General features: G+C 72.3%; 20 protein-coding genes. 6 read left to right on the forward strand and 14 right to left on the reverse strand.

Annotated features, from left to right (window positions below):
- Positions 1-15: 15 nt before the first annotated feature.
- The 3 genes from ADK64_RS11665 to ADK64_RS11675 are packed head-to-tail and all read right to left on the reverse strand — an operon-like array spanning position 16 to position 3,181.
- Positions 16-1,068: a Zn-dependent alcohol dehydrogenase gene (locus tag ADK64_RS11665; RefSeq protein WP_053658231.1), complete on the reverse strand. Its 1,053-nt coding sequence runs from the start codon at positions 1,066-1,068 to the stop codon at positions 16-18.
- Complete coding sequence (locus ADK64_RS11670) at positions 1,068-2,216, reverse strand: acyl-CoA dehydrogenase family protein (protein WP_053657821.1); 1,149 nt, start codon at positions 2,214-2,216, stop codon at positions 1,068-1,070. Before ADK64_RS11670 ends, ADK64_RS11665 begins: the two co-directional genes overlap by 1 nt.
- Before the next feature lie 53 nt (positions 2,217-2,269).
- On the reverse strand, positions 2,270-3,181 hold the full coding sequence (locus ADK64_RS11675) for an SDR family NAD(P)-dependent oxidoreductase (protein ID WP_053657823.1): 912 nt from the start codon (positions 3,179-3,181) through the stop codon (positions 2,270-2,272).
- An 85-nt stretch (positions 3,182-3,266) separates the two neighbouring features.
- On the opposite strand from ADK64_RS11675, the gene ADK64_RS11680 reads away from it, so the two are divergent.
- Positions 3,267-4,193 carry a cyclase family protein gene (locus ADK64_RS11680; RefSeq protein ID WP_053657825.1) on the forward strand — a complete coding sequence of 309 codons (927 nt, stop codon included), beginning with the start codon at positions 3,267-3,269 and terminating at the stop codon, positions 4,191-4,193.
- Between the two features lie 294 nt (positions 4,194-4,487).
- Here ADK64_RS11680 and ADK64_RS11685 read toward each other — a convergent pair whose 3' ends face one another.
- From ADK64_RS11685 to ADK64_RS11700, 4 genes are all read right to left on the reverse strand, one after another.
- Positions 4,488-4,973, reverse strand: a complete 486-nt coding sequence (locus ADK64_RS11685) for an ATP-binding protein (protein WP_053657827.1) — start codon at positions 4,971-4,973, stop codon at positions 4,488-4,490.
- 553 nt (positions 4,974-5,526) lie between these two features.
- Positions 5,527-6,405, reverse strand: coding sequence for an acyl-CoA dehydrogenase family protein (locus ADK64_RS11690; RefSeq protein ID WP_053657830.1), 879 nt, complete (start codon positions 6,403-6,405; stop codon positions 5,527-5,529).
- Positions 6,406-6,407: 2 nt separating this feature from the next.
- The gene (locus ADK64_RS11695) at positions 6,408-7,541 is read right to left on the reverse strand and encodes an acyl-CoA dehydrogenase family protein (RefSeq protein WP_053657832.1); all 1,134 of its coding nucleotides are present in this window, start codon (positions 7,539-7,541) and stop codon (positions 6,408-6,410) included.
- Positions 7,541-8,734, reverse strand: a complete 1,194-nt coding sequence (locus ADK64_RS11700) for an amidohydrolase family protein (RefSeq protein WP_053657833.1) — start codon at positions 8,732-8,734, stop codon at positions 7,541-7,543. The genes ADK64_RS11695 and ADK64_RS11700 overlap by 1 nt, the downstream gene beginning before the upstream one ends.
- Before the next feature lie 91 nt (positions 8,735-8,825).
- On the opposite strand from ADK64_RS11700, the gene ADK64_RS11705 reads away from it, so the two are divergent.
- Complete coding sequence (locus ADK64_RS11705) at positions 8,826-10,334, forward strand: class I adenylate-forming enzyme family protein (protein WP_053657835.1); 1,509 nt, start codon at positions 8,826-8,828, stop codon at positions 10,332-10,334.
- Positions 10,335-10,475: 141 nt separating this feature from the next.
- Here the strand turns inward: ADK64_RS11705 and ADK64_RS11710 are convergent, their stop codons facing one another.
- Together ADK64_RS11710 and ADK64_RS11715 are read right to left on the reverse strand one after the other, a co-directional pair.
- Positions 10,476-11,861, reverse strand: coding sequence for a maleylpyruvate isomerase N-terminal domain-containing protein (locus tag ADK64_RS11710; protein WP_199829575.1), 1,386 nt, complete (start codon positions 11,859-11,861; stop codon positions 10,476-10,478).
- Positions 11,858-12,427: a sigma-70 family RNA polymerase sigma factor gene (locus ADK64_RS11715; protein WP_053657837.1), complete on the reverse strand. Its 570-nt coding sequence runs from the start codon at positions 12,425-12,427 to the stop codon at positions 11,858-11,860. The genes ADK64_RS11710 and ADK64_RS11715 overlap by 4 nt, the downstream gene beginning before the upstream one ends.
- A gap of 346 nt (positions 12,428-12,773) precedes the next feature.
- Between ADK64_RS11715 and ADK64_RS11720 the strand changes: the two genes are divergently transcribed.
- Complete coding sequence (locus tag ADK64_RS11720) at positions 12,774-13,154, forward strand: STAS domain-containing protein (RefSeq protein WP_053657839.1); 381 nt, start codon at positions 12,774-12,776, stop codon at positions 13,152-13,154.
- A 178-nt stretch (positions 13,155-13,332) separates the two neighbouring features.
- On the forward strand, positions 13,333-13,845 hold the full coding sequence (locus tag ADK64_RS11725) for an EF-hand domain-containing protein (RefSeq protein WP_053657840.1): 513 nt from the start codon (positions 13,333-13,335) through the stop codon (positions 13,843-13,845).
- A gap of 10 nt (positions 13,846-13,855) precedes the next feature.
- Here the strand turns inward: ADK64_RS11725 and purU are convergent, their stop codons facing one another.
- Entirely contained in the window at positions 13,856-14,737 is an 882-nt protein-coding gene (gene purU, locus ADK64_RS11730; protein ID WP_053657842.1) for a formyltetrahydrofolate deformylase, read from the reverse strand.
- A gap of 86 nt (positions 14,738-14,823) precedes the next feature.
- Positions 14,824-15,324: an SCO4402 family protein gene (locus ADK64_RS11735; protein ID WP_063789892.1), complete on the reverse strand. Its 501-nt coding sequence runs from the start codon at positions 15,322-15,324 to the stop codon at positions 14,824-14,826.
- A gap of 117 nt (positions 15,325-15,441) precedes the next feature.
- Here ADK64_RS11735 and ADK64_RS11740 point away from each other — a divergent pair, with 117 nt between their 5' ends.
- On the forward strand, positions 15,442-16,767 hold the full coding sequence (locus ADK64_RS11740; RefSeq protein WP_078992614.1) for an ABC transporter substrate-binding protein: 1,326 nt from the start codon (positions 15,442-15,444) through the stop codon (positions 16,765-16,767).
- A 36-nt stretch (positions 16,768-16,803) separates the two neighbouring features.
- Here the strand turns inward: ADK64_RS11740 and ADK64_RS11745 are convergent, their stop codons facing one another.
- Both ADK64_RS11745 and ADK64_RS11750 read right to left on the reverse strand, forming a co-directional pair.
- Entirely contained in the window at positions 16,804-18,471 is a 1,668-nt protein-coding gene (locus tag ADK64_RS11745; RefSeq protein WP_053657846.1) for a hypothetical protein, read from the reverse strand.
- Positions 18,472-18,673: 202 nt separating this feature from the next.
- Positions 18,674-20,059 carry a hypothetical protein gene (locus tag ADK64_RS11750; protein ID WP_053657847.1) on the reverse strand — a complete coding sequence of 462 codons (1,386 nt, stop codon included), beginning with the start codon at positions 20,057-20,059 and terminating at the stop codon, positions 18,674-18,676.
- A gap of 253 nt (positions 20,060-20,312) precedes the next feature.
- Between ADK64_RS11750 and ADK64_RS11755 the strand changes: the two genes are divergently transcribed.
- Positions 20,313-20,978, forward strand: coding sequence for a bifunctional DNA primase/polymerase (locus ADK64_RS11755; RefSeq protein ID WP_053657849.1), 666 nt, complete (start codon positions 20,313-20,315; stop codon positions 20,976-20,978).
- 109 nt (positions 20,979-21,087) lie between these two features.
- Here ADK64_RS11755 and ADK64_RS11760 read toward each other — a convergent pair whose 3' ends face one another.
- Positions 21,088-21,963, reverse strand: coding sequence for an alpha/beta fold hydrolase (locus tag ADK64_RS11760; RefSeq protein ID WP_053657850.1), 876 nt, complete (start codon positions 21,961-21,963; stop codon positions 21,088-21,090).
- Positions 21,964-22,052 lie beyond the last annotated feature (89 nt).

A 22,052-nucleotide genomic window follows, 5' to 3' on the forward strand; every position in this document is an offset into this window, starting at 1 on the left:
CGGGCCGTCCGTCCGTCAGAACGTCAGCACCGCCCGCGCCACCCGCCCCGCCTCGGCGTCCGCCCGGGCCTTCTCGAAGTCCTCCACCGGATACACGGCGGTCACCAACTCGTCGAGCAGCAGCCGTCCTTGGCGGTACAGCTCGGCGTACAGGGCGATGTCCCGCTGGGGGCGCGAGGAGCCGTAGCGGCAGCCCAGGACGGACTTGTCCAGGTACAGGGAGGAGACGAGGAAGGACGCCTCGGCCGTGGCCGGCGGGACCCCGAGCAGGACGGCCTGCCCGTGCCGGTCGAGGAGGTCGATGGCCTGCCGGATCAGTTCCACCCGGCCGACGCACTCGAAGGCGTGGTCGGCGCCCGTGGGCAGGATGTCCTGCACGCCCTCCGTCGAGGTCAGGAAGTCGGTCGCGCCGAACTGCCGGGCCACCGCCTCCTTGGCCGGATTGGCGTCCACGGCGACGATCCTGAGCGCCCCCGCGAGCCGCGCGCCCTGGATGACGTTCAGCCCGATCCCGCCGGTCCCGATGACGACGACGCTCTCCCCCCGGTCCACCCGCGCCCGGTTCAGCACCGCCCCCACCCCGGTGAGCACCCCGCACCCGATGAGCGCGGCGGACTCCAGCGGGATGTCGTCCGGGATCCGGACCGCCTGTACGGCCTTGACGATCGTGCGTTCGGCGAAGGCCGAGTTGGCGGCGAACTGGTACACCAGGTCCGCCGCGCCCCGCGTGAACGGTTTGCCGGGGCGGCCGATCGCCTGCCGGCACATGGTGGGCCGGCCCCGGTCGCACTCCGCGCACGCGCCGCAGTTGGCGAGCGTGGACAGCGCCACATGGTCGCCGGGCCGGACATGGGTGACCCCGGCGCCGACCGCCTCGACCACCCCGGCACCCTCGTGTCCCAGCACCACCGGCACCGGGAACGGGATGGTGCCGTCCACCACGGACAGATCGCTGTGGCACAGCCCCGCCGCGGTGATCGCCACCAGTACCTCACCGGCCCCGGGCTCGCGCACCGCGAGATCGTCCACGACCCTGACCTGCTTGCCGTCGAACACCACACCACGCATCACACGGCCCCCTTGGGCTCTCTGGGCAGACCGAGCACCCGCTCGGCGATGATCGTGCGCTGGACCTGGTCCGAGCCGCCGTAGATCGTGTCGGCCCGGGAGAAGAGGAACAGGTGCTGGTCCGCGTCGAGTTCGTACGGCGCCGCCGGCGACCAGTCCACGGGCCCCACGGCGGCCGCCGCACCCCGCACCCGCACCGCCAGCTCGCCCAGCCGCTGGTGCCAGCCGGCCCAGAGCAGCTTGGCCACACTGGGCGCGCCGGGATCGCCGGAGCCGCCGAGGGTGCGCAGGGCGTTCCAGCGCATGGTCCGCAGTTCGGCCCACTGCCGCACGAGGCACTCGCGCACGACCGGGTCCCGCGCGGCCCCCGTCTCCACGGCGACCCGCACCACCCGCCCCAGCTCCTCGGCGAAGCCGATCTGCTGGGCCAGGGTCGACACCCCCCGCTCGAACCCGAGCAGGCTCATCGCCACCCGCCAGCCCTGCCCCTCGCCCCCGACGACATGCGTCACGCGCGCGTGCGCCCCGTCGAAGAAGACCTCGTTGAAGTCGCTGGTCCCGGTCAGCTGCCGGATGGGCCGGACCTCGATACGGCCGGGCTGGTCCATGGGGACGAGCAGGAAGCTCAGCCCGTGGTGCCGGCGGGAGCCGGGCTCGGTGCGGGCGAGCACGAAACACCAGTCGGCCTCATGGGCGAGCGAGGTCCATATCTTCTGCCCGCTGATCCGGTACCGCTCCCCGTCCCGCACGGCCACGGTACGGATCCCGGCCAGATCGGACCCGGCCCCGGGCTCGCTGTACCCCTGACACCACAGCTCCTCCCCCGCGGCCACAGGAGGCAGAAAGCGTCCCTTCTGCTCGTCACTGCCGTGCGCGATCAGGGTGGGAGCGAGCAGGTTCTCCCCGATGTGCCCGGACCTCGGCGGCGCCCCCGACCGCGCGTACTCCTCGGCCCAGGCGACCTGCTGGGTGAGAGTGGCGGTGCGATTGCCGTATCCCGGTTCCCCCCAGCCAAGCCCGATCCAGCCGGCTTTGCCGAGAGCGCGCTCCCAAGCGCGCTTGTCCAAGCCAGGATCGGCATGGGCGGCCAGCCACGCCCGGACCTCACCACGAAACGCGTCATCCTCTTCACTGAACCCGAAATCCATTGAAGCCACCTAAGGTCAAGCGCCCGCAAGGGGCGCGGGGCTGTCCCGAGCCATCAGGCGTTGGGCCGTTCCCCGTCCCGCGCGGCCTTCTCCATCGCCTGGAGCCGGGACAGCATCGGCATCGGATCCACCCCCACGGACCCCGGCAGGAACGCGGCGATCCGCTCCGGCGTCCACGCCCCCTCCCCGTACACCGCACGGAGTTCCCTCGGCTGCGCCCACACCGCGATCTTCGGCCCCGCGATGGTGTACACCTGCCCGGTGATCGCCTGCTCCGCCGCCCCGTCGGACAGCAGGTACACCACCAGCGCGGCCACGTCCTCCGGCTCACCGATCTCGGTCAGCTCCATGGGGACGTTGGCCGACATGCGGGTACGGGCCACCGGCGCCACCGCGTTCGCGGTCACCCCGTACTTGTGCAGGCCCAGCGCGGCACTGCGGACCAGCGAGATGACGCCGCCCTTCGCGGCGCTGTAGTTGGCCTGGGAGACGGAGCCCTGGTGGTTGCCGCTGGTGAAGCCGATCAGCGTGCCCGACCGCTGTGCGCGCATCACCGCCGAGGCCGCCCGGAAGAGGGTGAACGTGCCCTTGAGGTGGGTGGCGACCACGGGGTCCCACTCCTCCTCGGTCATGTTGAACAGCATGCGTTCGCGCAGGATCCCGGCGACGCAGACGACCCCGTCGAGACGGCCGTAGGAGGACAGCGCCACGTCGACGACCCGCTGGCCGCCCGCCATCGTGGAGATGTCGTCGGCCACGGCGACCGCCGCGCCGCCCGCCGCCTCGATCTCCTTGACGACCGCGTCGGCGACCTCGCTGGTCGGTGAGGTGCCGTCGGTGGACACCCCGTAGTCGTTGACGACGACCTTCGCCCCCTCGGCCGCCGCCGCGAGCGCGACCGCGCGCCCGATGCCCCGTCCGGCACCCGTGACGGCGACGACCTTGCCTGCCAAGAAGTTCCCCACGTCCGGCCCCTTCCCGCGGTTTCTGACGGTCCGTTAGATTTTAAGGCCCGTCGGACGCACGGACACAAGCCCCGGGAGGCACCGGATGACGCTGCCAAAGGAGTTCCACGAGATCGCCAAACGCGTGAACAACTGGGGGCGTTGGGGGGCGGACGACGAGATCGGCACCCTGAACCTGATCACGGACGCCGTCGTCCGCGAGGCCGCCGCCTGCGTGCGCACCGGCCGGCGCATCCCCCTCGCCCTCCCGCTCAGGCAGGACGGGGTGCAGACCGGGATGATCCCCGGCCGGGTCAATCCGCTGCACGCGATGGTGCAGCTCAACCAGGAGCTGTTCGGGCCCGGCACGGTGGCGTGCAGCGACGACGCGGTGACCATGGGCCTGCAGGCGGGCACCCACTGGGACGCGCTCACCCATGTCTCGCACTCCGGGAAGCTCTACAACGGCCGTCCGGCACACACGGTCACCGCGCACGGCGGCGCCGAGTTCAGCGGGATCGACAAGGCGCGGCACGTCGTCTCGCGCGGGGTGCTGCTGGACGTGGCACGCGCGCGCGGCGTGGACCGGCTGGAAGGGGGCCACGCGGTCACCCCGGCGGATCTGGAGGCGGCCGAGGAACTCGCGGGCACGCGCGTGCGCGCGGGGGACGTCGTGCTCGTACGGACCGGGCAGGTGCAGGTGTATCTGGCCGGGGACAAACACGGGTACGGGTATCCGTCGCCGGGACTGTCCGTCCGTACGCCGGAGTGGTTCCACGCGCGCGATGTGGCGGCGGTCGCCAACGACACGCTCACGTTTGAGATATTTCCGCCCGAGATCGACAATCTGTGGCTGCCCGTGCACGCGCTGGACCTGGTGGAGATGGGGATGCTCCAGGGCCAGAACTGGAACCTCGAGGAGTTGTCCACAGCCTGTGGAGAAGAACGGCGGTACGCCTTCTTGCTGTCCGCGATGCCGGAGCCGTTCGTCGGCGCGACGGGCACACCGGTGGCGCCGGTGGCACTCCTGTGAGGCGGCGGCCGCGGAAAACGCCTGACCAGGCCGGAACGGGACCGGATGGCGGCGCGCCCGCCCCACCGGCGCGTCTCCCCCACGGCCGTACGCGCACGCCGCCATCCGGTGCGACCCACACTCGACGAGGGCCACCGTCACTCGGGCCCTCGCCGTCCCCTCGCGGCGAATCGACGCCCACCAGCGTGTTCATACAGTCACGCGACGTCAACGCCGGTACGGGGATTTGTTACGTACGCCCAGTTCACGGCACCCGCGCACGGATGCACCCCCGGCGCATCGGCGCGCCGGGACCTACACCGCCTCGAACGCCAGGCCCTCGTACGCGGACAGTCCGCCCCCGTACGCCAGTGCCGCGCCCTCCTCGGGCTGTGAACAGCGGTCCAGTTCGCACCAGATGCTCTTGCCGGCGCCCTCCGGGCTCCAGCCCCAGCGGTCGGCGAGACAGTCCACCAGGGCGAGACCCCGGCCACCGGTCGCGTCACTGCGGGCGCAACGCGGCACAGGGGCACGGGAGCTGGTGTCGGCCACCTCCACCCGCACCGTGACCGAGGGGGTGACCTCTTCCGGCGCCTCGCTGGGCGCACCCGGCAGGGAGAGCCGCAGCACGGCCGGACGGCCGGTGTGCACCACGGCGTTGGTCACCAGCTCGGAGACGAGCAGGATCAGGTTCTCGGCCAGCGGCTCGTCGGCCGCTATGCCGAGCCCGGTGAGCCGCGAGCGCGCCCAACTCCTCGCCCGTCCCACCTCCGCGGGGTCGGGCCGGATCTCCAGCTGCACTTGAAGCACCTGCACCGCTCACACCATCCGAACCGGCGGACACATGGCCCCGCGCCACCCGGCCGCCACGGCGGAAGCCGCGACGACGATCACGACGAGGGCCACGATCGTAGCCATTTTCTGCATGGCCAGAACAACGGCCAGAGCAGGGGTCACGGAACGTGATTCCCTGATGAGACAGCATGGTTGACGTACAGTCACCCCAACAAGCGCTTCGGGCATATTCCAGCGCGAAGGAGTACGCGTGATGCATACTGTGCGACGCTCGTTGCGGGGAGTCGAACAGGCGGCGCCCGAAGCGGCGTCCACCCCGCAAGCGGCGGCGCGCACCGCGCCGTCCGGCACCGCCCCAGGGGCTTCGCCGGCCCGGCTCGTGCTCGCAGCCACTCGCATCCCACACAAGGTACCGGAGCGGACGCCCGACTCCAGGCCGTGACGAGTCACGCGATGGACACAACCAGATATCAACGCTCTGTGATGTCGATTCGCCACGATCCGCGACATCTTGGGCCACGGTTTTTCCGTTGGCGCAGACCAGGGCGGTGTCGGCCGGTCAGCCGGCCAGCCGCGCCGCGAGCAGTTCCTCACTCTGTGTGCCTCCGCCGCCACGCTCGGCCCGCACCCAGGCCCGCTTGAGGTGCAGGTGGACGTCTGCCTCCCAGGTGAAGCCCATGCCGCCGTGCACCTGGAGGCAGTCGCGGGCGCCGCGCACGGCGGCCTCGTCGGCGAGCAGCCGGGCGGCGGCGATGTCGGCCGGATCGGCGGTGACGGCCGCCGCGTAGACGGCGGCCCGCGCGGTCTCGGCCCGCACCAGCAGGTCCGCACAGAGATGCTGGACGGCCTGGAAGGCCCCGATCGGCCGACCGAACTGCTCGCGCGTCCGGGCGTGTTGCACGGCCAGCTCGCACACGCGCCCGGCTGTGCCCAGCTGTTCGGCCGCGGTGAGCAGGACGGCCACGGGATCCGCGGCACCGGCACGGTCACCGGCGCCGGTGACCCGGTGCAGCGGTGTGAGCGGGTCCAGCGAGCGCAGCGGTACGGCGTCCGCGGTGTCCCCGAGCACGACGTCCGCCGCGTCCAGCCACTCCACCAGCTCCCCGTCCACGGCCGCCACGACCGTCTCCCCGGTGGCCGCGCCGGGCACGGCGCCGGCCGCGAGGTGGGTGGCCACCAGCGGCCCCGGCAGCAGCACCCGCCCGGCCTCCTCGAAGGCCAGCACCGCCTCCGGCAGGCCCAGTCCGACCCCGCCGTCCGCCTCGGGCAGCCGCAGGGCGAAGAACCCCGCGTCGCCGAACGCCCGCCACAGCGCCCGGTCGAGCCGCCCCGGCGCGTCCACGGCCGCCCGCAGCGCCTCCCGGCAAAAGCGCCGCTCCAGCAGCTCCCGTACACCCGTCCGCAACGCGCGTTGATCATCCGTGAGTTGGAAACGCATGATCATCTCCCCCTGGGCAGTCCGAGGATCCGCTCGGCCACGATGGTGCGCTGGATCTGCGAGGTGCCGGCGGCGATCGTGTACGACAGGGCCGACAGGCGGTCGAGGACCCACGGCCGGTCCAGGTCGAGGCGGTCGGCGCCGAGCACGTCCGCGGCGGTGTCGTACAGCTCCTGGCGGGCGTGCGAGTAGCGGAGCTTGAAGACCGAGCCGCCGACGCCCGGCACCCCTCCGCTCTCCTCCGCCGTACTGACGTTCCACTGGGTCAGCCGCCACAGCGCCCGGAAGCAGGCGTCGAGCCGACCGAGCCTGCGGCGCAGCGCGGGGTCGTCCCAGCGGCCGTTCTCCCGTGCGGTGCGGGCGAGTTCGCCCAGCACCCGGCGGCAGGCGACGACCTCGCCGACGAAGGCGGTGCCTCGCTCGAAGGACAGGGTCACCATGGTCACGCGCCAGCCGTCGTTCTCCGCGCCGACCCGGTTGGCGGCCGGGACCCTGACCTCGTCCAGGAAGACCTCCGCGAACTCGGCGGAGCCGGCCAGGGTCCGAAGCGGCCGTACGGTGATGCCGTCGGCGTCCATGGGCATCGCGAGCCAGGTGATGCCCCGGTGCCTGGGCGCGTCGGGATCGGTGCGCACGAGCAGTTCGCACCAGTCGGCGACCTCGGCGTGCGAGGTCCAGATCTTGGACCCGCTCACCACGTAGTCGTCGCCGTCGCGCCGCGCGCGCGTGCGCAGCGCGGCGAGGTCGGAGCCGGCGCCCGGTTCGCTGAACCCCTGGCACCACACCTCCTCGCCGCGCAGGATCGGCGGCAGCCAGCGCGCCCGCTGCCCGTCCGTGCCCTCGGCGGCGATCGTCGGTCCGGCGTGCAGCAGCCCGACGAAGCCCGCCCCCACGTACGGCGCGCCCGCCCGCTCGGTCTCCTCCAGGAAGATCAGCCGGGTGGTCGGGGAGGCATCCCAGTGGACGTCGGCGTACCCGGCGTCGTAGAGCATCCGCTGCCAGCCGAGGTCGTAGGCGCGGCGGCCGGGCCAGTCGTCGGGCGAGGGCTTGCCCGGCAGGGTGGGCAGCACCTTGGCGAGCCACTCCCGCAACCGGGCCCGGAACTCCTCCTCCTCGGGCGTGTACGAGAGGTCCATCAGCTGTCGAGGTCCAGGTCGAGCATGCGGATGGCGTTGCCCCGCATCAGCTTGTGGACCGTCTCGTCGTCGAGGCCCTTCACATGGTCGAGGGCGACCTCCTTGGTGTGCGGGAAGGTCGAGTCGACGTGCGGGTAGTCGGTCTCGAAGGTGGCGTTGTCGCGGCCGACGACGTCGATCGAGGCGACGCCGTGCTTGTCGCGGAAGAAGCAGCAGAAGATCTGCCGGTAGTAGTACGCCGACGGCGGCTCCGGGATCAGGTCCCTGACCCCGCCCCAGGCGCGGTGCTCCTCCCACACGTCGTCGGCGCGCTCCAGGGCGTACGGGATCCAGCCCATCTGGCCCTCGGAGTAGGCGAGTTTGAGCCGCGGGAACTTCACCAGGACCCCGCTGAAGAGGTAGTCCATCATCGAGGCCATCGCGTTGTTGAAGCTGAGCGAGGCCTGGACGGCGGGCGGGGCGTCCGGGGAGGCGGCCGGCATCTGCGAGCTGGACCCGATGTGCATGTTGACGACCGTGCCGGTCTCCTGGCAGACGGCGAAGAACGGGTCCCAGTAGCCGGAGTGGATGGACGGCAGCCCGAGGTGGGTGGGGATCTCGGAGAAGGTGACGGCGCGCACCCCGCGCCGCGCGTTCCGCCGGATCTCGGCGACGGCCAGCTCGACGTCCCACAGGGGGATCAGGCACAGCGGAATCAGTCGCCCCCCGCTGTCCCCGCACCACTCCTCCACCATCCAGTCGTTGTAGGCGCGCACGCAGGCGAGGGCGACCTCCTTGTCGTGCGCCTCGGCGAAGGTCTGGCCGCAAAAGCGCGGGAAGGTGGGGAAGCAGAGGCTGGCCTCGACGTGGTTGAGATCCATGTCGGCCAGCCGCGCCTTCGGATCCCAGCATCCGCGCCGCATCTGCTCGCGGGTGATCCCCTCCAGCGTCATCTCGTCCCGGTCGAAGCCGACGGCGGCGATGTTGCGCTTGTACGGGAACTTGAGGTCCTCGTAGATCCACCAGTCCGTCGGCTGTCCCGCCGGATCCATGGTGATCTGGTACTTGCCGCCGACGTAGGCCAGTTCCCCGATCCCGGCGGTCAGCGGCTTGGGCCCACGGTCCCGGAACCTGGCGGGCAGCCAGGTCTCGAAGAGGTGGGCGGGCTCGATCACGTGGTCGTCGACGCTGATGATGCGGGGCAGTTCGGTCATGGTTCCCCTCCGCCGGACAGTACTTATCTGATGACCCGTCAGGTAGCATGCCACCTGACGGTTCGTCAGCCAAGTCGGTCAGGGGGCACACGTGAACCGGATCCCGCACTCCCTGAGCTCCGCGCCGACGCTGTGGGACCTGGTCGCCCGCCGCGCCGGACTCACCCCCGACCGCCCGGTGCTGCTCCAGGAGCGGCGTGTGCTGACCTTCGGCGAGCTGCGCACGCGCGCCGAGCGGGTGGCGGCCGGGCTGTACGGGATGGGCGTACGCCCCGGCACGGTCGTCGCCTGGCAGCTGCCCACCCGTATCGAGACCGCCCTGTTGTCCTTCGCGCTGGCCCGTCTGGGCGCCGTGCAGTCGCCGGTCATCCCCTTCTACCGGGACCGCGAGGTCGGCTTCGCGCTGCGGGAGTCGAAGGCGGAGTTCTTCGCGGTCCCCGGCGTGTGGCGGGGCCACGACCATGCGGAGATGGCCGGCCGGCTGGGCGCCAAGGGAGTCTTCGAGGCGTACGACGCCCTCCCCGACGGCGACCCGTCCGTCCTGCCCGCCCCGCCCGCCGAGGGCACCTCGGTCCGCTGGATCTACTGGACCTCGGGCACCACCTCCGATCCCAAGGGCGTCCTGCACACCGACCGCTCGCTGATCGCGGGCGGCTCCTGCCTGGCGCATGCGCTGAGACCGACGGCCGACGACGTCGGCTCGATCGCCTTCCCCTACGCCCACATAGGCGGCCCCGACTACATGGTGATGCTCCTGCTCTACGGCTTCCCTGCGGTGATGTTCGAGCACTTCGCACTGCCGGACGCGCTCGCGGACTACCGGCGGCACGGGGTCACGGTGGCGGGCGGGTCGACGGCGTTCTACTCGATGTTCCTCGCCGAGCAGCGCAGACAGCCGGGCACGAAGGTCGTCCCGACCCTGCGCCTGCTCGCGGGCGGCGGCGCCCCGAAGCCGCCCGAGGTCTACCACGCGGTCGTCCGCGAGATGGACGTGCAGCTCACCCACGGGTACGGCATGACCGAGGTCCCGATGATCACCATGGGCGACCCCGAGGACACCCCGGAGAACCTCGCGACGACCGAGGGCCGCCCGCCGGAGGGCATGGAGATCCGGATCGTCGACGGCGAGATACGGCTGCGCGGCGAGGCCGTCTGCCAGGGCTATCTGGACCCGGCCCAGACGGCCGCCGCCTTCGACCCCGACGGCTTCCTCCGCACCGGCGACCTGGGCCGGGTGACGGACCGCGGCCACCTGGTCCTCACCGGCCGGCTGAAGGACGTGATCATCCGCAAGGGCGAGAACATCTCGGCCAAGGAGATCGAGGACCTGCTCGCCGCGCATCCGGCGGTCGCGGACGCGGCCGTGATCGGCCTGCCGGACGCCGCACGCGGCGAACTGGTCTGCGCGGTGGTGGAACAGCCGCCCGGCGCCGATGAGTTGGCCTTGCCGGAGCTGGTCGCGTATCTACGCGGCGCGGGCCTCTCCGTCCACAAACTGCCGGAGCGGCTGGAGGTGGTGGAGGCCCTGCCGCGCAACGACACACTGCGGAAGGTGCTGAAGTACAAGCTGAGGGAGCGGTTTTCCGGCGACGGGGGGTAGCGGCGGGCGGCGGTGCGGCATCGGGGCTCGGGGGTGGCGTTCGGGTGCCGCCGGGGGCCGACGAGGCCCCCGGCACCCGGGAGTGGCATCTCACCGGCACCAGCCCCTGCCGGGCCGACCGGGCACCGGTGCCCGGTCGGGTCACATGCGGCTCAGGTCCGCCGCCGCGAACAGTACGTCCCTGATGGCCTGGCGGTCGCCGTCCTGGCCGGCCGCTGCCTCCTCCGGCGGGATGTGACCGGCCGCCAGTCGGCAGAACTCCACGCCGTCCAGGGCGACATGGGCCACCTCGAACTCCGCCGAGCCCACCGCCGCCGGTGAGTCCAGCGGGATCAGCCACTCGCCGCCCGCCGCGCCCTCGATCTCCAGCCGGAGGCTGCGGCCGGGTGCGCCCGCCGCGACCAGATGCGGGGTCCCGCCCGGCACGGACCGGCCGGCGCGGCGCCGCTCGGCGAGCGCGGCCGGGAGCATACGGGCGGCGAGGTCGATCATCTTGTTCAGGTGCCGGGGCGCGGGCGGCGCGTAGGGGTAGTCGACCGCGTCCGCGATGTCCTCGGCGTGCACCCAGCACTCGAAGGCCCGGTCCAGCATCGCGTCGTGCAGCGGCAGCGCGAAGTCGCCGTACGACACGGGCAGTCCGCCCGCGTGGCTGCCCGTGAACGCCACCGTGCGCACCAGGCTGTGGCTCTGCTCCCGCCAGGGCCCGCGCACCGAGCGGGTGGGCGGGAAGCGGGAGCTGCGCCAGAACGCCTCGGTGCGCCCGGCCGGGCCCGCCGCGCCGGTACCGTCCGCGCCGCTGACCTCGGCCAGCGGGTCCTCCAGGCCGAGCGCGAGCGCGACCAGCCCGTCCACCGAGAGCAGGTGCGCGATGACGCCGGCCACGGTCGTACGACGGCTCGTCGGCGCGTCGCCCTCGAACCAGCGCAGCCGGACCGGCGCATGCCACTCGGCGTCCCCGAAGTCCTGGAGCAGGGCGTCCAGCCGCGCGGTCTCGGCGTCGTACGGCGCCGCCCAATCCGGCAGCGGGATGCGCGGTGGCCGGCGGTCCAGGCAGCTCGCCAGGACGCGGGTGCGCAGCCCCGGATCCAGGTCGAGGCTCTCCGGCTGGTGCAGCAGGCCGACCGCCTCGCGCAGCCGACGGGCCTCGTCGGCGCAGCTTCCGCACCCGCCCAGGTGGTCCTCGACGGCCGCCGTCTCCGCCGCCGAGCAGGCGGCCAGCGCCCAGGCGCCGAGGAGCGACTTCAGGACGTCGTGCGGAAGGTCGAGCGGCACCGGTGCGAGGTCTCCCGGATCGGTGAGGTGGGGCAGCGGCAGCCCGCCGTCCTCCACGGAGGAACGGGGCGTCGGTATGCGCGGCGGCCGGTCCGGCCCGGGCCCGCCGGAGCCGTGCGGCACCTGTCCGGAGCCACTGCCCGCGTCGCCCCGGCCGGGGTGCGCCGCGCCGGGGTGCCCGCTCTCACCCGGGCGGCCGTCGCCGTCGCGTCCCTCGTGCTCGTCGTGTGCCTCGAACCGGCCCGCCCCGCTCACACCGCACCCCCGTATCCCGGAGGCGCGCCGGCGTCGTGCGCGGTGGAGAGCAGTTGCAGGCCGAGGCGGAGCCGGCGGCGGGCCTCGTCCTCGGTGACGCCGAGGTCGGCGGCGGTCTGACGGTAGTCCCGTCGCTGGAAGTAGGCCAGTTCGAGGGCGGCGCGCAGCGGGGCGGGCATGGAGTGGGCGATGAAGTCGGCGCGGGCGGCCACCGAGGCACGGCGGACCTTGCGCTCCAGTTCCTCGGTGGCACCGGCCTCCCGGGACAGCGCGGCGATCTCGCTGTCGCGCAGCCGCTGCACCGCGAGCCGGTGGGTCACGGCCGCCACCCAGGAGCGCAGCGGGCCCTGCTTGGGGTCGTAGCTCTCGGGATGCTCCCAGACATGGGCGAAGACCTCGCGGGTGACGGTGTCGGCCCCCTTCTCGTCGCCCAGGACGCGGTGGGCGAGGTTGTGCACGAGCGAGGCGAATCTGTCGTACAGCTCACCCAGGGCGGCCGCCTCACCGCGGGCCAGCCTCTGCTGCATCTTGCGGTCCCAGCGGGGCGGTACGTCCTTGTTGGCCATGCGGTCCCCTCCCCTCACCCGTGCTCCGGCCCGTCCAGCGTCTCTGCACCGTCTCCTCGAATGTAGTCGGCACCTCTGACAGCGCACGCTCCTTTGTGTCAATGTGCGCCCCCCGAGGCATCGCAGGTGATAGTGCCCTCTTCACATAACCTTCACGCGAGGCGCGTGCATCTCTGATCGAACAGGATCGATAGCGACCGAAACAAGCCCCTTGTCGATCACGTCCGGTTTGCTGCTCGACGTTTCAGGGAACGGCCGCTGGGCAGCCGCGCGGAAGCAAGCGTAGGAACTGCTTCCGTTTCTGGGCGGTTCCGGCGATTCCGAAAGTTCCGGCGAGCGGAGGGGCATGGCCGTGGCATTCAACGTGACCGGCGTCGAACAGGGCGAGTGGGCCGTCCTGCGGGTGTCCGGGGAACTGGACCTGATGACCTCACCGGTGCTGCGCCAGCGGGTGCACGACGTCGTCGCCGAGGGGCACCACAGCCTCGTCGTCGACCTCTCCGACGTGTTCTTCTGCGACTCCAGCGGGGTCGGCGTCCTCATCGCCGCCCGCCGGCTGATCCGCTCCTGCCAGGGCCGGCTGCGGCTGATCCTGCCGGACCGGGGCGCCGTCGACGGCTCCCACGTCAACCGGGTGCTCGGCGCGCTCGGCGTGCGACGTCTGTTCGACGTCCACCCCGACCTCGACACCGCCACGACCGACGAGGCGGGCCCGCTCTCGGCCTGACACCTCGCCGCCGCCTTGGCCGTCACCGTCGTCATGACCTTCGCGACAAGGCCACACACCTGTCGCGGAATTCCCCCGGTCTTGGCACAACGGCCGGTTTTCCGCCATCTCACGGCCACCCGCGTCGTACGCTCCGTGCGAGATCGACCCACGCACACGTAAGGCGGCCCGAACAGACATGGTCAGCACCGAGTACGAGCGCAGGATCGCCGCCCGTTTCGCCACCCTCGACCAGGACGGCAGCGGCTGGATCGACCGCGAGGACTTCAGCGCGGCGGCCAAGGCGCTCCTCGCCGAGTTCGCCGTGCCGGCCCGCTCCGCCAAGGGGCAGGCGCTCTACGCCGGCGCGGAGGCGTTCTGGCAGGGCATGGCCGGCATCGCGGACCGGGACGGCGACCAGCGCATCACCCGCGAGGAGTTCGTCACCGGCGCCGTCAAGCGCCTGCGCGACAACCCCGGCCGCTTCGCCGAGATCGCCCGCCCGTTCCTGCACGCGGCACTGGCGGTGGCGGACACCGATTCCGACGGCCGTATCTCGGTCGCCGACACGGCGCGGGTCCTGGGGGCCCTGCACGTGCCTGACGCCGTGGCCGCTACGACCGCCGCCGTCCTCGACTCGGACGGCGACGGGGTGATCGGCGAGACGGAGATCGTCCCGGCGTTCGCCGGCTACTTCACCATCACTGAGTAACGGTGGCGCCCTAGGCGAAAACGACCGTCCGCCGCCCGTTCAGCAGAATCCGCCGCTCAGCGTGCCACTTCACCGCACGCGCCAGCGCCTGGCACTCCACGTCCCGCCCGATCGCCACCAGCTGGTCGGGAGTCACATCGTGCCCCACCCTCTCGACCTCCTGCTCGATGATCGGCCCCTCGTCGAGGTCGGCCGTCACATAGTGAGCCGTCGCGCCGATCAGCTTCACGCCGCGCGCGTGGGCCTGGTGGTACGGCTTGGCGCCCTTGAAGCTCGGCAGGAAGGAGTGGTGGATGTTGATGATCCGGCCGCTGAGCCGCTTGCACAGGTCGTCCGAGAGGACCTGCATATAGCGGGCGAGGACGACCAGCTCGACGCCCTGCTCGCGGACCAGCTCCAGCAGCTGGGCCTCGGCCTCCGCCTTCGTGTCCCTCGTCACCGGGATGTGGTGGAAGGGGATGTTGTAGGAGCCCACCAGCTCCTCGAAATCCGAGTGATTGGAGACCACACCCACGATCTCCACGGGCAGCGCGCCGATGCGGGCCCGGAACAGCAGGTCGTTCAGACAGTGCCCGAACTTGCTGACCATCAGCACGATGCGCATCTTCGCGTCGGCCGCGTTGAGCTGCCAGTCCATGTGGAAGGAGTCGCCGATCGCCGCGAAGCTCGCCCGCAGCTTCTCCAGCGTCACCGGCGCCTCGGCCGAGAAGTGGACGCGCATGAAGAACAGACCGGTGTCGTGGTCGCCGAACTGCTGGCTGTCCTCGATGTTGCAGCCGGTCATGAACAGATAGCTGGACACGGCGTGCACGATGCCCTGCTTGTCCGGGCAGGAGAGGGTGAGGACGTACTGGGCGGCCGGTGCGGCGGCGGGCGCGGACTGCTCATTCATGCACTACAGGGTCCCACACCGGCCACCCGCCGTGAGCGATCGTCCCGCAGGGCGGGATGTCCGCACGCTCCGCGCCGGCGGGACGCCTACGCGCTCCGCGTCATGATCCGCAGCACTTCCAGCGTCTTCGGCGGCACCTCCGGGTCCTCCCCGTCGCTCACCGACATCCGTACGTGCGCGTCCCGCGCCGCCCGTACCGCCTCCGGCCAGCCCTGGTGGTCGACGTAAGCGGAGACCGGTGCGTCCGGGCCGACCTGGTGCATGATCCGCAGCACCCGCAGCACGGCGGTGTCCACGAGGGCCGCCTCCTGCGAGTCCCGGAATATGGTGCCGACGTACTTCTCCGCGGACCAGTTGTCCAGCCAGGTGTCCTCCACCAGCCGGTACACCGCGTCGGTGACGTCGCCGTATCCGTCCACGCCGGCCAGCCAGACGTCCTGCTGGAACACCGGGTCGGAGAGCATGTGCAGCGCCGAACGCACGTTGCTGCGCCAGCGCCACCACGGCATGTCGCTTAGAGGCATGCCGCCCATGGTGGAGGAGCGACGGCCGCGACGGGAAGAGTTCTCCGTACCTTGCACGGTCATCGATCGTACGTTCCTCGTCACACGCGCCTCACCGGCCCCCGCAATTCACCTCCGAGTCACCTTTTGTCGACCGAGGGTCACTCAGGGGTTAGCGGTGTGAGGGAAGCGTGGGCACACATGACCGGCAGGCGACGCACACGCACCACCCTCCCCCGCTCCTTCTTCCGGCCCGTCAGAGCCACCGTCCTGTCCGCGGGCGCCGTGGCGCTCTGTGCGTCGCTCACCGCTGGGTGCGGGGTCATCCCCGGTGTCACGGGGGGTTCCGGGGACGACGCGATCAAGGTCATGACCTGGGCGCCCGAGAACACCGATGCCACCAACAAGCCCGGCATGCCCGCGATGGCCCGCGCCTACGGCAAGTGGATCAACGCCCACGGCGGTATCAACGGCCGCAAGCTCGAGGTCCTCACCTGCAACGACCACAACGACAGCGTGGCAGCCGCCCAGTGCGCCCGACAGGCCGCCGACGAGAACGTCGTCGCGGTCGTCGGCTCCTACAGCCAGTTCGGCGACTCCTTCCTCTCCCCGCTGGAGAGCGCCGGCATCCCCTACATAGGCGGCTACGGCGTCACCAGCGACGAGTTCACCGGCCAGATGTCGTACCCGGTCAACGGCGGCCAGCCCGCCCTCCTCGCCGGCCTCGGCAAGGCCCTGGCGGCCACCTGCGGAAACGTCTCTCTGGTCCGCCCCGACAGCATCGCCGGCGACGAGCTGCCCCCGCTGCTGGACTCGGGCCTGAAGGCGGGCGGGCACACGAACGCGGACGACGAGATGGCCGCCGAGGACGCCACCGAGTACAGCGCCCAGGCCGACCGGGCCCTGCGCGGAGCGACCAAGGACGTCCTCCGCAAGGGCTGCGTGGTGCCCGCGCTCGGGGACCGCACCGACACCTTCATGGACTCCTTCCGCCGGGCCCGCGAGAACTACCCCGACGTGCGCATGGCGACCGTCCTCGGCAGCGTGGACCAGACCGTGATCAACGCCACGGGCGGGGCGGACGGCCCCTACGAGGGGTCGTACATCACCAGCTGGTACCCGCCGTCGTCCGACGCGCGCTGGGACCGGATGAAGAAGGCGATCAACGAGGAGGCCTTCGGCGACAACCGCATCGACCCCGCGGACGCCGGAGTGCAGACCACCTGGATCGCCTACACCGTGCTGAAGGCCGTCCTGGACAAGATCGGCTCCGGTGAGGTGAGCGCCGACACCGTGCGCCGTACCCTCGACGGCGGCCTCGCGGTCTCCACCGGCGGCCTCACCCCGACCCTGCGCTGGCCCTACGAGGGCAAGCTCGCCTCCGTCGGCTTCCCTCGGCTGGTCAACGCGGACGTCACCCTCGAGGTCGTGCAGAACGGCGAGCTGGTCGCGGCCCGCAAGGGCATCGGCGGCGTCGACGGGACCGCCGACATGACGCAGACGCTGCAGAACGCCGACGTGAACTGAGACAGCCGGCACCCGCGGGGGCGCCGGCGGCGCGGGTCACAGCTGGGTGGGCTGGCGCTGGGTCAGGCCGTACTTGCTCGCGATCGCGTTCCACAGCCCCGCCGCCTTCGCCTTCTGCGCGCTGGCGGTACCGCTCTCGCGGTTGCCGGCCTGGGCCTCGCCGGTGCTGCGGGCGTGCCCCTTGTGGCAACTCTTGTGGTTGCCCTTGACCTGGTCCGCCCAGGCCGCGTAGTGGTTGTCGGCCGCGGCGGAGGCCTGCCAGGCCTTGGTCAGGGCGTCCGTGAGAGCGCCGTTGTCCGGCAGCTTGTCGACGGACAACTGGCCGAGCCGGGTGACCAGCTGGCTGCGCTGCCTGCCCGCGTCGCGCAGGTCGGAGGCGGCGCCGTCGAGGTTGTCGCAGCCCTTGACGGCGGCCACCGCCTTGATCACCGAGGCGCGGCTGCTGCCGCTGTCGGCGAGCAGCTTGTCCAGCTCGACCGCCTGCTGCCGGGCCGGGTCGGCGGCCGCCCCGGACGAGCCCTGGCTCGCGGCCGGGGACGTGGCGGCGACCGTCTGGTTGTCGTCGCCCTTGTCCTTGCCGCCCCCGCCGCTGAGCAGCGCGCCGGCCCCCACACCGATGACCACGATGCCGACCCCGATGCCCGCGATCAGCGGCACCCGCGACCGCCGACGCGGCCGGTCGTCGTCGTGCCCCGGGTCGTACGACGGCTGCTGCGCACCGTACGAGGGCTGCTGCGCGCCGTAAGGAGGCCGCGCCTGGCCGTACGACGGCTGCGCCGGGCCGGGATAGGCGTCCGGCTGCTCGACGCGAGGCAGCTGCTGGGTGGACCCGGCCGGGCCGTCACCGCCCACCGGGCCGTTGCGGAAGAGGTTGTCGAACTCGGCCGGCGGCTGCCGGTCCCCGCCCTGCGCCTGGGCCTGGGCGGCGTACGGCGGGATGTACTGCGTGGCCTCCGCGTCCGAGGGCGCGGGCACCGGCTGCTGTGGCGTGACGCCCAGGTAGCGGGTCTGCTCGCCGCCGGACTCGGGCGGCAGCGCGCCGGGGACCACCGGCGGTATGTACTGGGTCGCACCCTCGAAGGGGGCGGCGGCCTGCACCGGCGGTATGTACTGCGTGGCGCCCTCGTCGGCGGGCGCGGCCGGGACCGGCGGTATGTACTGCGTGGCGCCGTCGGCCACCGCGGGCAGAGCGGCACCGCCACCGTGGTGCCCCTCCGGCAGGGCCGGCGGCAGCGGCGCGGCGGGAGCCGGGGCGGACCGGGGCACCTGTGGGTACTGCGGCTGGTGCGAGTGCTGCTGGTGCTGCTGGTGCTGCTGGTGATACGGCTCGGGTGCGCCGTACGCGGCGTCCTGCCCGGCGGTGCCGTAGCCGGGCGCCTGGCCGCCGGGGCCGTAGGACGGCGTCTGACCGCCGTACGACGGGGCCGGCGCGCCCTCCGGAGGCAGCGGGCCGGGGTTCGTCGCGGGCGGCTGGGCCGGGGCGTCCCACTGCTGGGCCGGCGCCGGGGGCCAGCCCTGGCCCGGCTGGGACGGCTGCTGCCCGGGCCCCCAGGAACCACCCCAGGCCTGCCCGCCGGCCGGGGCGGCGGGAGCGGGCGCGCCGGTCATGCCCGGCAGCACGGGCTCGCCTCCGTCGGAGGGCAGCACGATGCCTTCGCGCGCGGGCTGCGCCGAGGGCTCCTCGCGATGTCCACTCTGCGTCACCGGGACTCCTACTAATGGGGGACCTTGTGAATCGTCGGCTCACGCTACCGGGTCCCCCGAGCCGGGTGCCACGCAGCTCGGGACGCGATCTTCTCCCCTGTGACAGTGGTAACAAAAGCGCCCCGCGATGCGCTGTATCAGGGCACCCGTCACACATCGGGGCCCCGTTTCCCGTGCGTTCACCGCATCGCGGGGGTGGCGTTCAGGCCGCCTGCTGGAGATCGAGGCGCGCCCCGAACTCCCTTACCACCGCCTCCTCCCGGAAGGGCTCCAGCCGTGTCTGGAGATCCTCCAGATACTCGGCGCCCCGGTTGGAGCGCAGCGTCTCCAGCAGCTCGACCGCCTTCAGGCCGGTGGTACAGGCCTGTTCGATCTCGCGCTGCTGCACCTGGGCCGTGGCGAGCAGCACATAGCCGATGGCGCGCCGGCGGGCCCGGGACTCGGGATGCCCGGCCAGCGACTGCTCGGCGTACCGGGCCGCCGCCTCGGCCTGCCCCAGGTCGCGGTGGCAGTGCGCCAACTCGTCGGCCAGATAGGCCTCGTCGAAGTGCGCGATCCACGCCGGGTCGTCACCGGAGGCGCCGTCCGCCCGCTCCATCGCCGCGACCGCCCGCCCGCCGCACGCCTGTGCCGAGCGCGCGTCACCGAGCAGGGCGTGCCCGCGCGCCTCGGCCGCGTGGAACATCGCGTCCACGCGCGGCGTCACCTGCCCGCGCGCCCCCTCCTGCGCCGCCCGCGCCAACTGCGCGATCTCACGCGGGTTTCCGAGCTGCGCGGCGAGGTGGCTCATGGACGCGGCCAGCACGTAGCCGCCGTAACCGCGGTCCCCGGCGGCCTGCGCGAGCCGCAGCGACTGGATGTAGTACCGCTGGGCCAGGCCCGGCTGGCCGGTGTCCACCGCCATGTAGCCGGCCAGTTCGGTCAACCGGGCCACGGCGGCGAAGAGTTCACGCCCGACCGCCTCCCGGTACGAACCCCCGAGCAGTCCGGAGACGACACTGTTGAGGTAGTGCACGACGACCGGGCGGACGTGCCCGCTGCCGAACTGGTGGTCCAGGTCGGTCAGCGCCTGCGTCATGGACCGTACGGCCGCCACGTCGGCCGGACCGACGCGTGGGCCCGCCTGCCGGGCCACCTGGGCGTCCGGCACCGAGATCAGCCAGTCCCTGCTGGGCTCGACCAGCGCCGAGGCGGCGACGGAGGAGCCGGACAGGAAGTCCCGGCGCCCCACGTCGCTGCGCCACAGCTCGCAGACCTGCTCGATGGCCCCCAGTACCGTCGGCGAGAACTGGAGACCGACCCCCGAGGCGAGGTTCTTGCCGTTGGCCATGCCGATCTCGTCGATCGTGACCGTACGGCCGAGCTTGCGCCCGAGCGCCTCGGCGATGATCGCCGGGGCCCGGCCCCGCGGCTGCTGACCACGCAGCCAGCGGGCCACGGACGTCTTGTCGTAGCGCAGGTCGAGACCGTGCTCCGCGCCGCACATGTTGACCCGCCGGGCCAGCCCTGCGTTCGAGCACCCCGCTTCCTGGATGAGTGCCTGCAGCCGTTCGTTCGGCTGCCTCGCCACGAGAGGCCTTGCGGCCATCTGCTACCCCCTGCGGCCGAGATGATCCGTTCGGAAAGATCACTGCCCAGCTGACATACCGTCAATGCGGGACATGTGCGGTTTGCCGGGGTAAAGGCGATTGCCAGCCCCACACCTGGCTACCCACCTCACGCCCCGCATCCCCCCGCGCGCCCCCGGACGTGCACCCATGCGCCCCGATTGCGGAATCGATGCTCCACCCCCGCGCGCGCTACAGCCGTAACCGGAGGTGGGTGCGGGAGTTGAGAGGAACGTGGAAGAGACGATCGCGGGCGCCGAGAACAGTCAGATTGCCGGTCAGATTCCGCAGCAGCGCGGGGAATCGCTGCTGGAGACCGCCGTACGCTACGCCGAGGAGCGGCACTGGGACGTGTTCCCGGGCACCTGGCTGGAATCCGGCGACGGAATGCAGCGCTGCTCGTGCGGCGACGTCTCCTGCCCTGCGCCGGGTGCGCACCCCGCGCGCCCCGACTGGGCGACCCAGGCGACCGGCAGTGCGACCGTCGCGCGCCGGATGTGGCAGAAGCAGCCGACCGCGTCGATCCTGCTGCCGACCGGACGGACCTTCGACGCGCTGTCCGTCCCGGAGAGCGCCGGGTTCCTGGCGCTGGCCCGGATGGAGCGGATGCAGCTGACACTCGGGCCGGTGACGCTGGCGCCGGACCGGCGGATGCAGTTCTTCGTGCTGCCGGGGGCGTCGGCGAAGGTGCCGGAGCTGGTGCGCAAGCTGGGCTGGACGCTGTCGTCCCTCGACCTGGTGGCCCTGGGCGAGGGCTCGTACGTCGCCGCTCCCCCGACCCGGTTCGGCTCACGCGGCGCCGTGCAGTGGGCCTGCCGGCCGACCCCGGCGAACCGGTGGCTGCCGGACGCGGAGGAGTTGATCTCGCCGTTGGCGTACGCGTGCGGGAGGGACCGGTAGCCGTTCGCGCAGTTCCCCGCGCTCCTGAAGGGGCGCGGGGAACTGCGCGACAAGCCGCGAACGGCCCGCAGCCGCCGCCGACACACCGACCCGGCGGACGAGCGGCCCCTCAGTCGCCGGGCAGCGAATCAAGAAACGGCGAGACAGCCGCCCGCCAGGCCACCGGCCGGTCATAGTGGGCGAGATGCCCCGCGTCCGCCACCTCCGCATACTCCCCGCGCGGCAGCACCCGCACCATCTCCTGCGCCTCCGCCCGCCCCAGCTCGCCGTCCAGCCCCCGCACCACCAGCGTGGGGCACCGGACCTGGGCCAGCTCCTCCCAGTGCGCGTCGTACACCCACGTCTCGCGGGACCTCAGCATCTGCTCCGGCTCGAAGACGGGGCGCCAGCCGTCGGCGGACTCGTGCATGACCTCGGCGTAGAAGGCGCCCCGGGCGGGGTTCGGCCGCTCCACCCAGGGGTCGTCCTCGCCGAACCACTTGCGGACGTCGGCAAGGGTCGCGAAGGGGACGGGCCAGGCGTGGAACCAGTCGGCCCACTCGCGCTGCGAGGACGCGCCGAGCGCGGAAGCCCGCATGTCACAGATGATCAGGCCCCGCACCAGGTCGGGCCGTTTGGCGGCGAGCTGCCAGGCGGTCAGCGCGCCCATGGCGTGCCCGATGAGGACGACGGGGGCCAGGCCGAGCTGTTCGAGGGCGGCCTCGGCGTCCTCGACGTAGGCCTCGCGGGTGAAGGCGGCCCGCGCGGACTTGTCGCTCTGGCCGTGCCCGCGCTGGTCGAGTGCGACCGCGCGGTGCCGGGCGGCGAGCCAGCGGGCCGTCGGCGCCCAGTGGGAGGCACGGCCCATCAGGCCGTGCAGTAACAACACGCCCGGAGTGCCGGGCTCCGGCTCCGCGTGGTCCGGATCCGTCTTGGGAGGGTCGGCGAACTCCCAGGCGGCCAGGCGCACGCCACCCGCTCCCGTCACGTCGATACGCCGTGCCATGGGCCTGGTACCCCCAGCTCCGCCTGCCTCGTACCGGTGTCCTGCCGTACTCGCTGCTGTCGCTGTCGTGCTCGCTACCACCGCCGCAG

The sequence above is a fragment of the Streptomyces sp. MMG1121 genome (assembly GCF_001280015.1).
Lineage (GTDB): Bacteria > Actinomycetota > Actinomycetes > Streptomycetales > Streptomycetaceae > Streptomyces.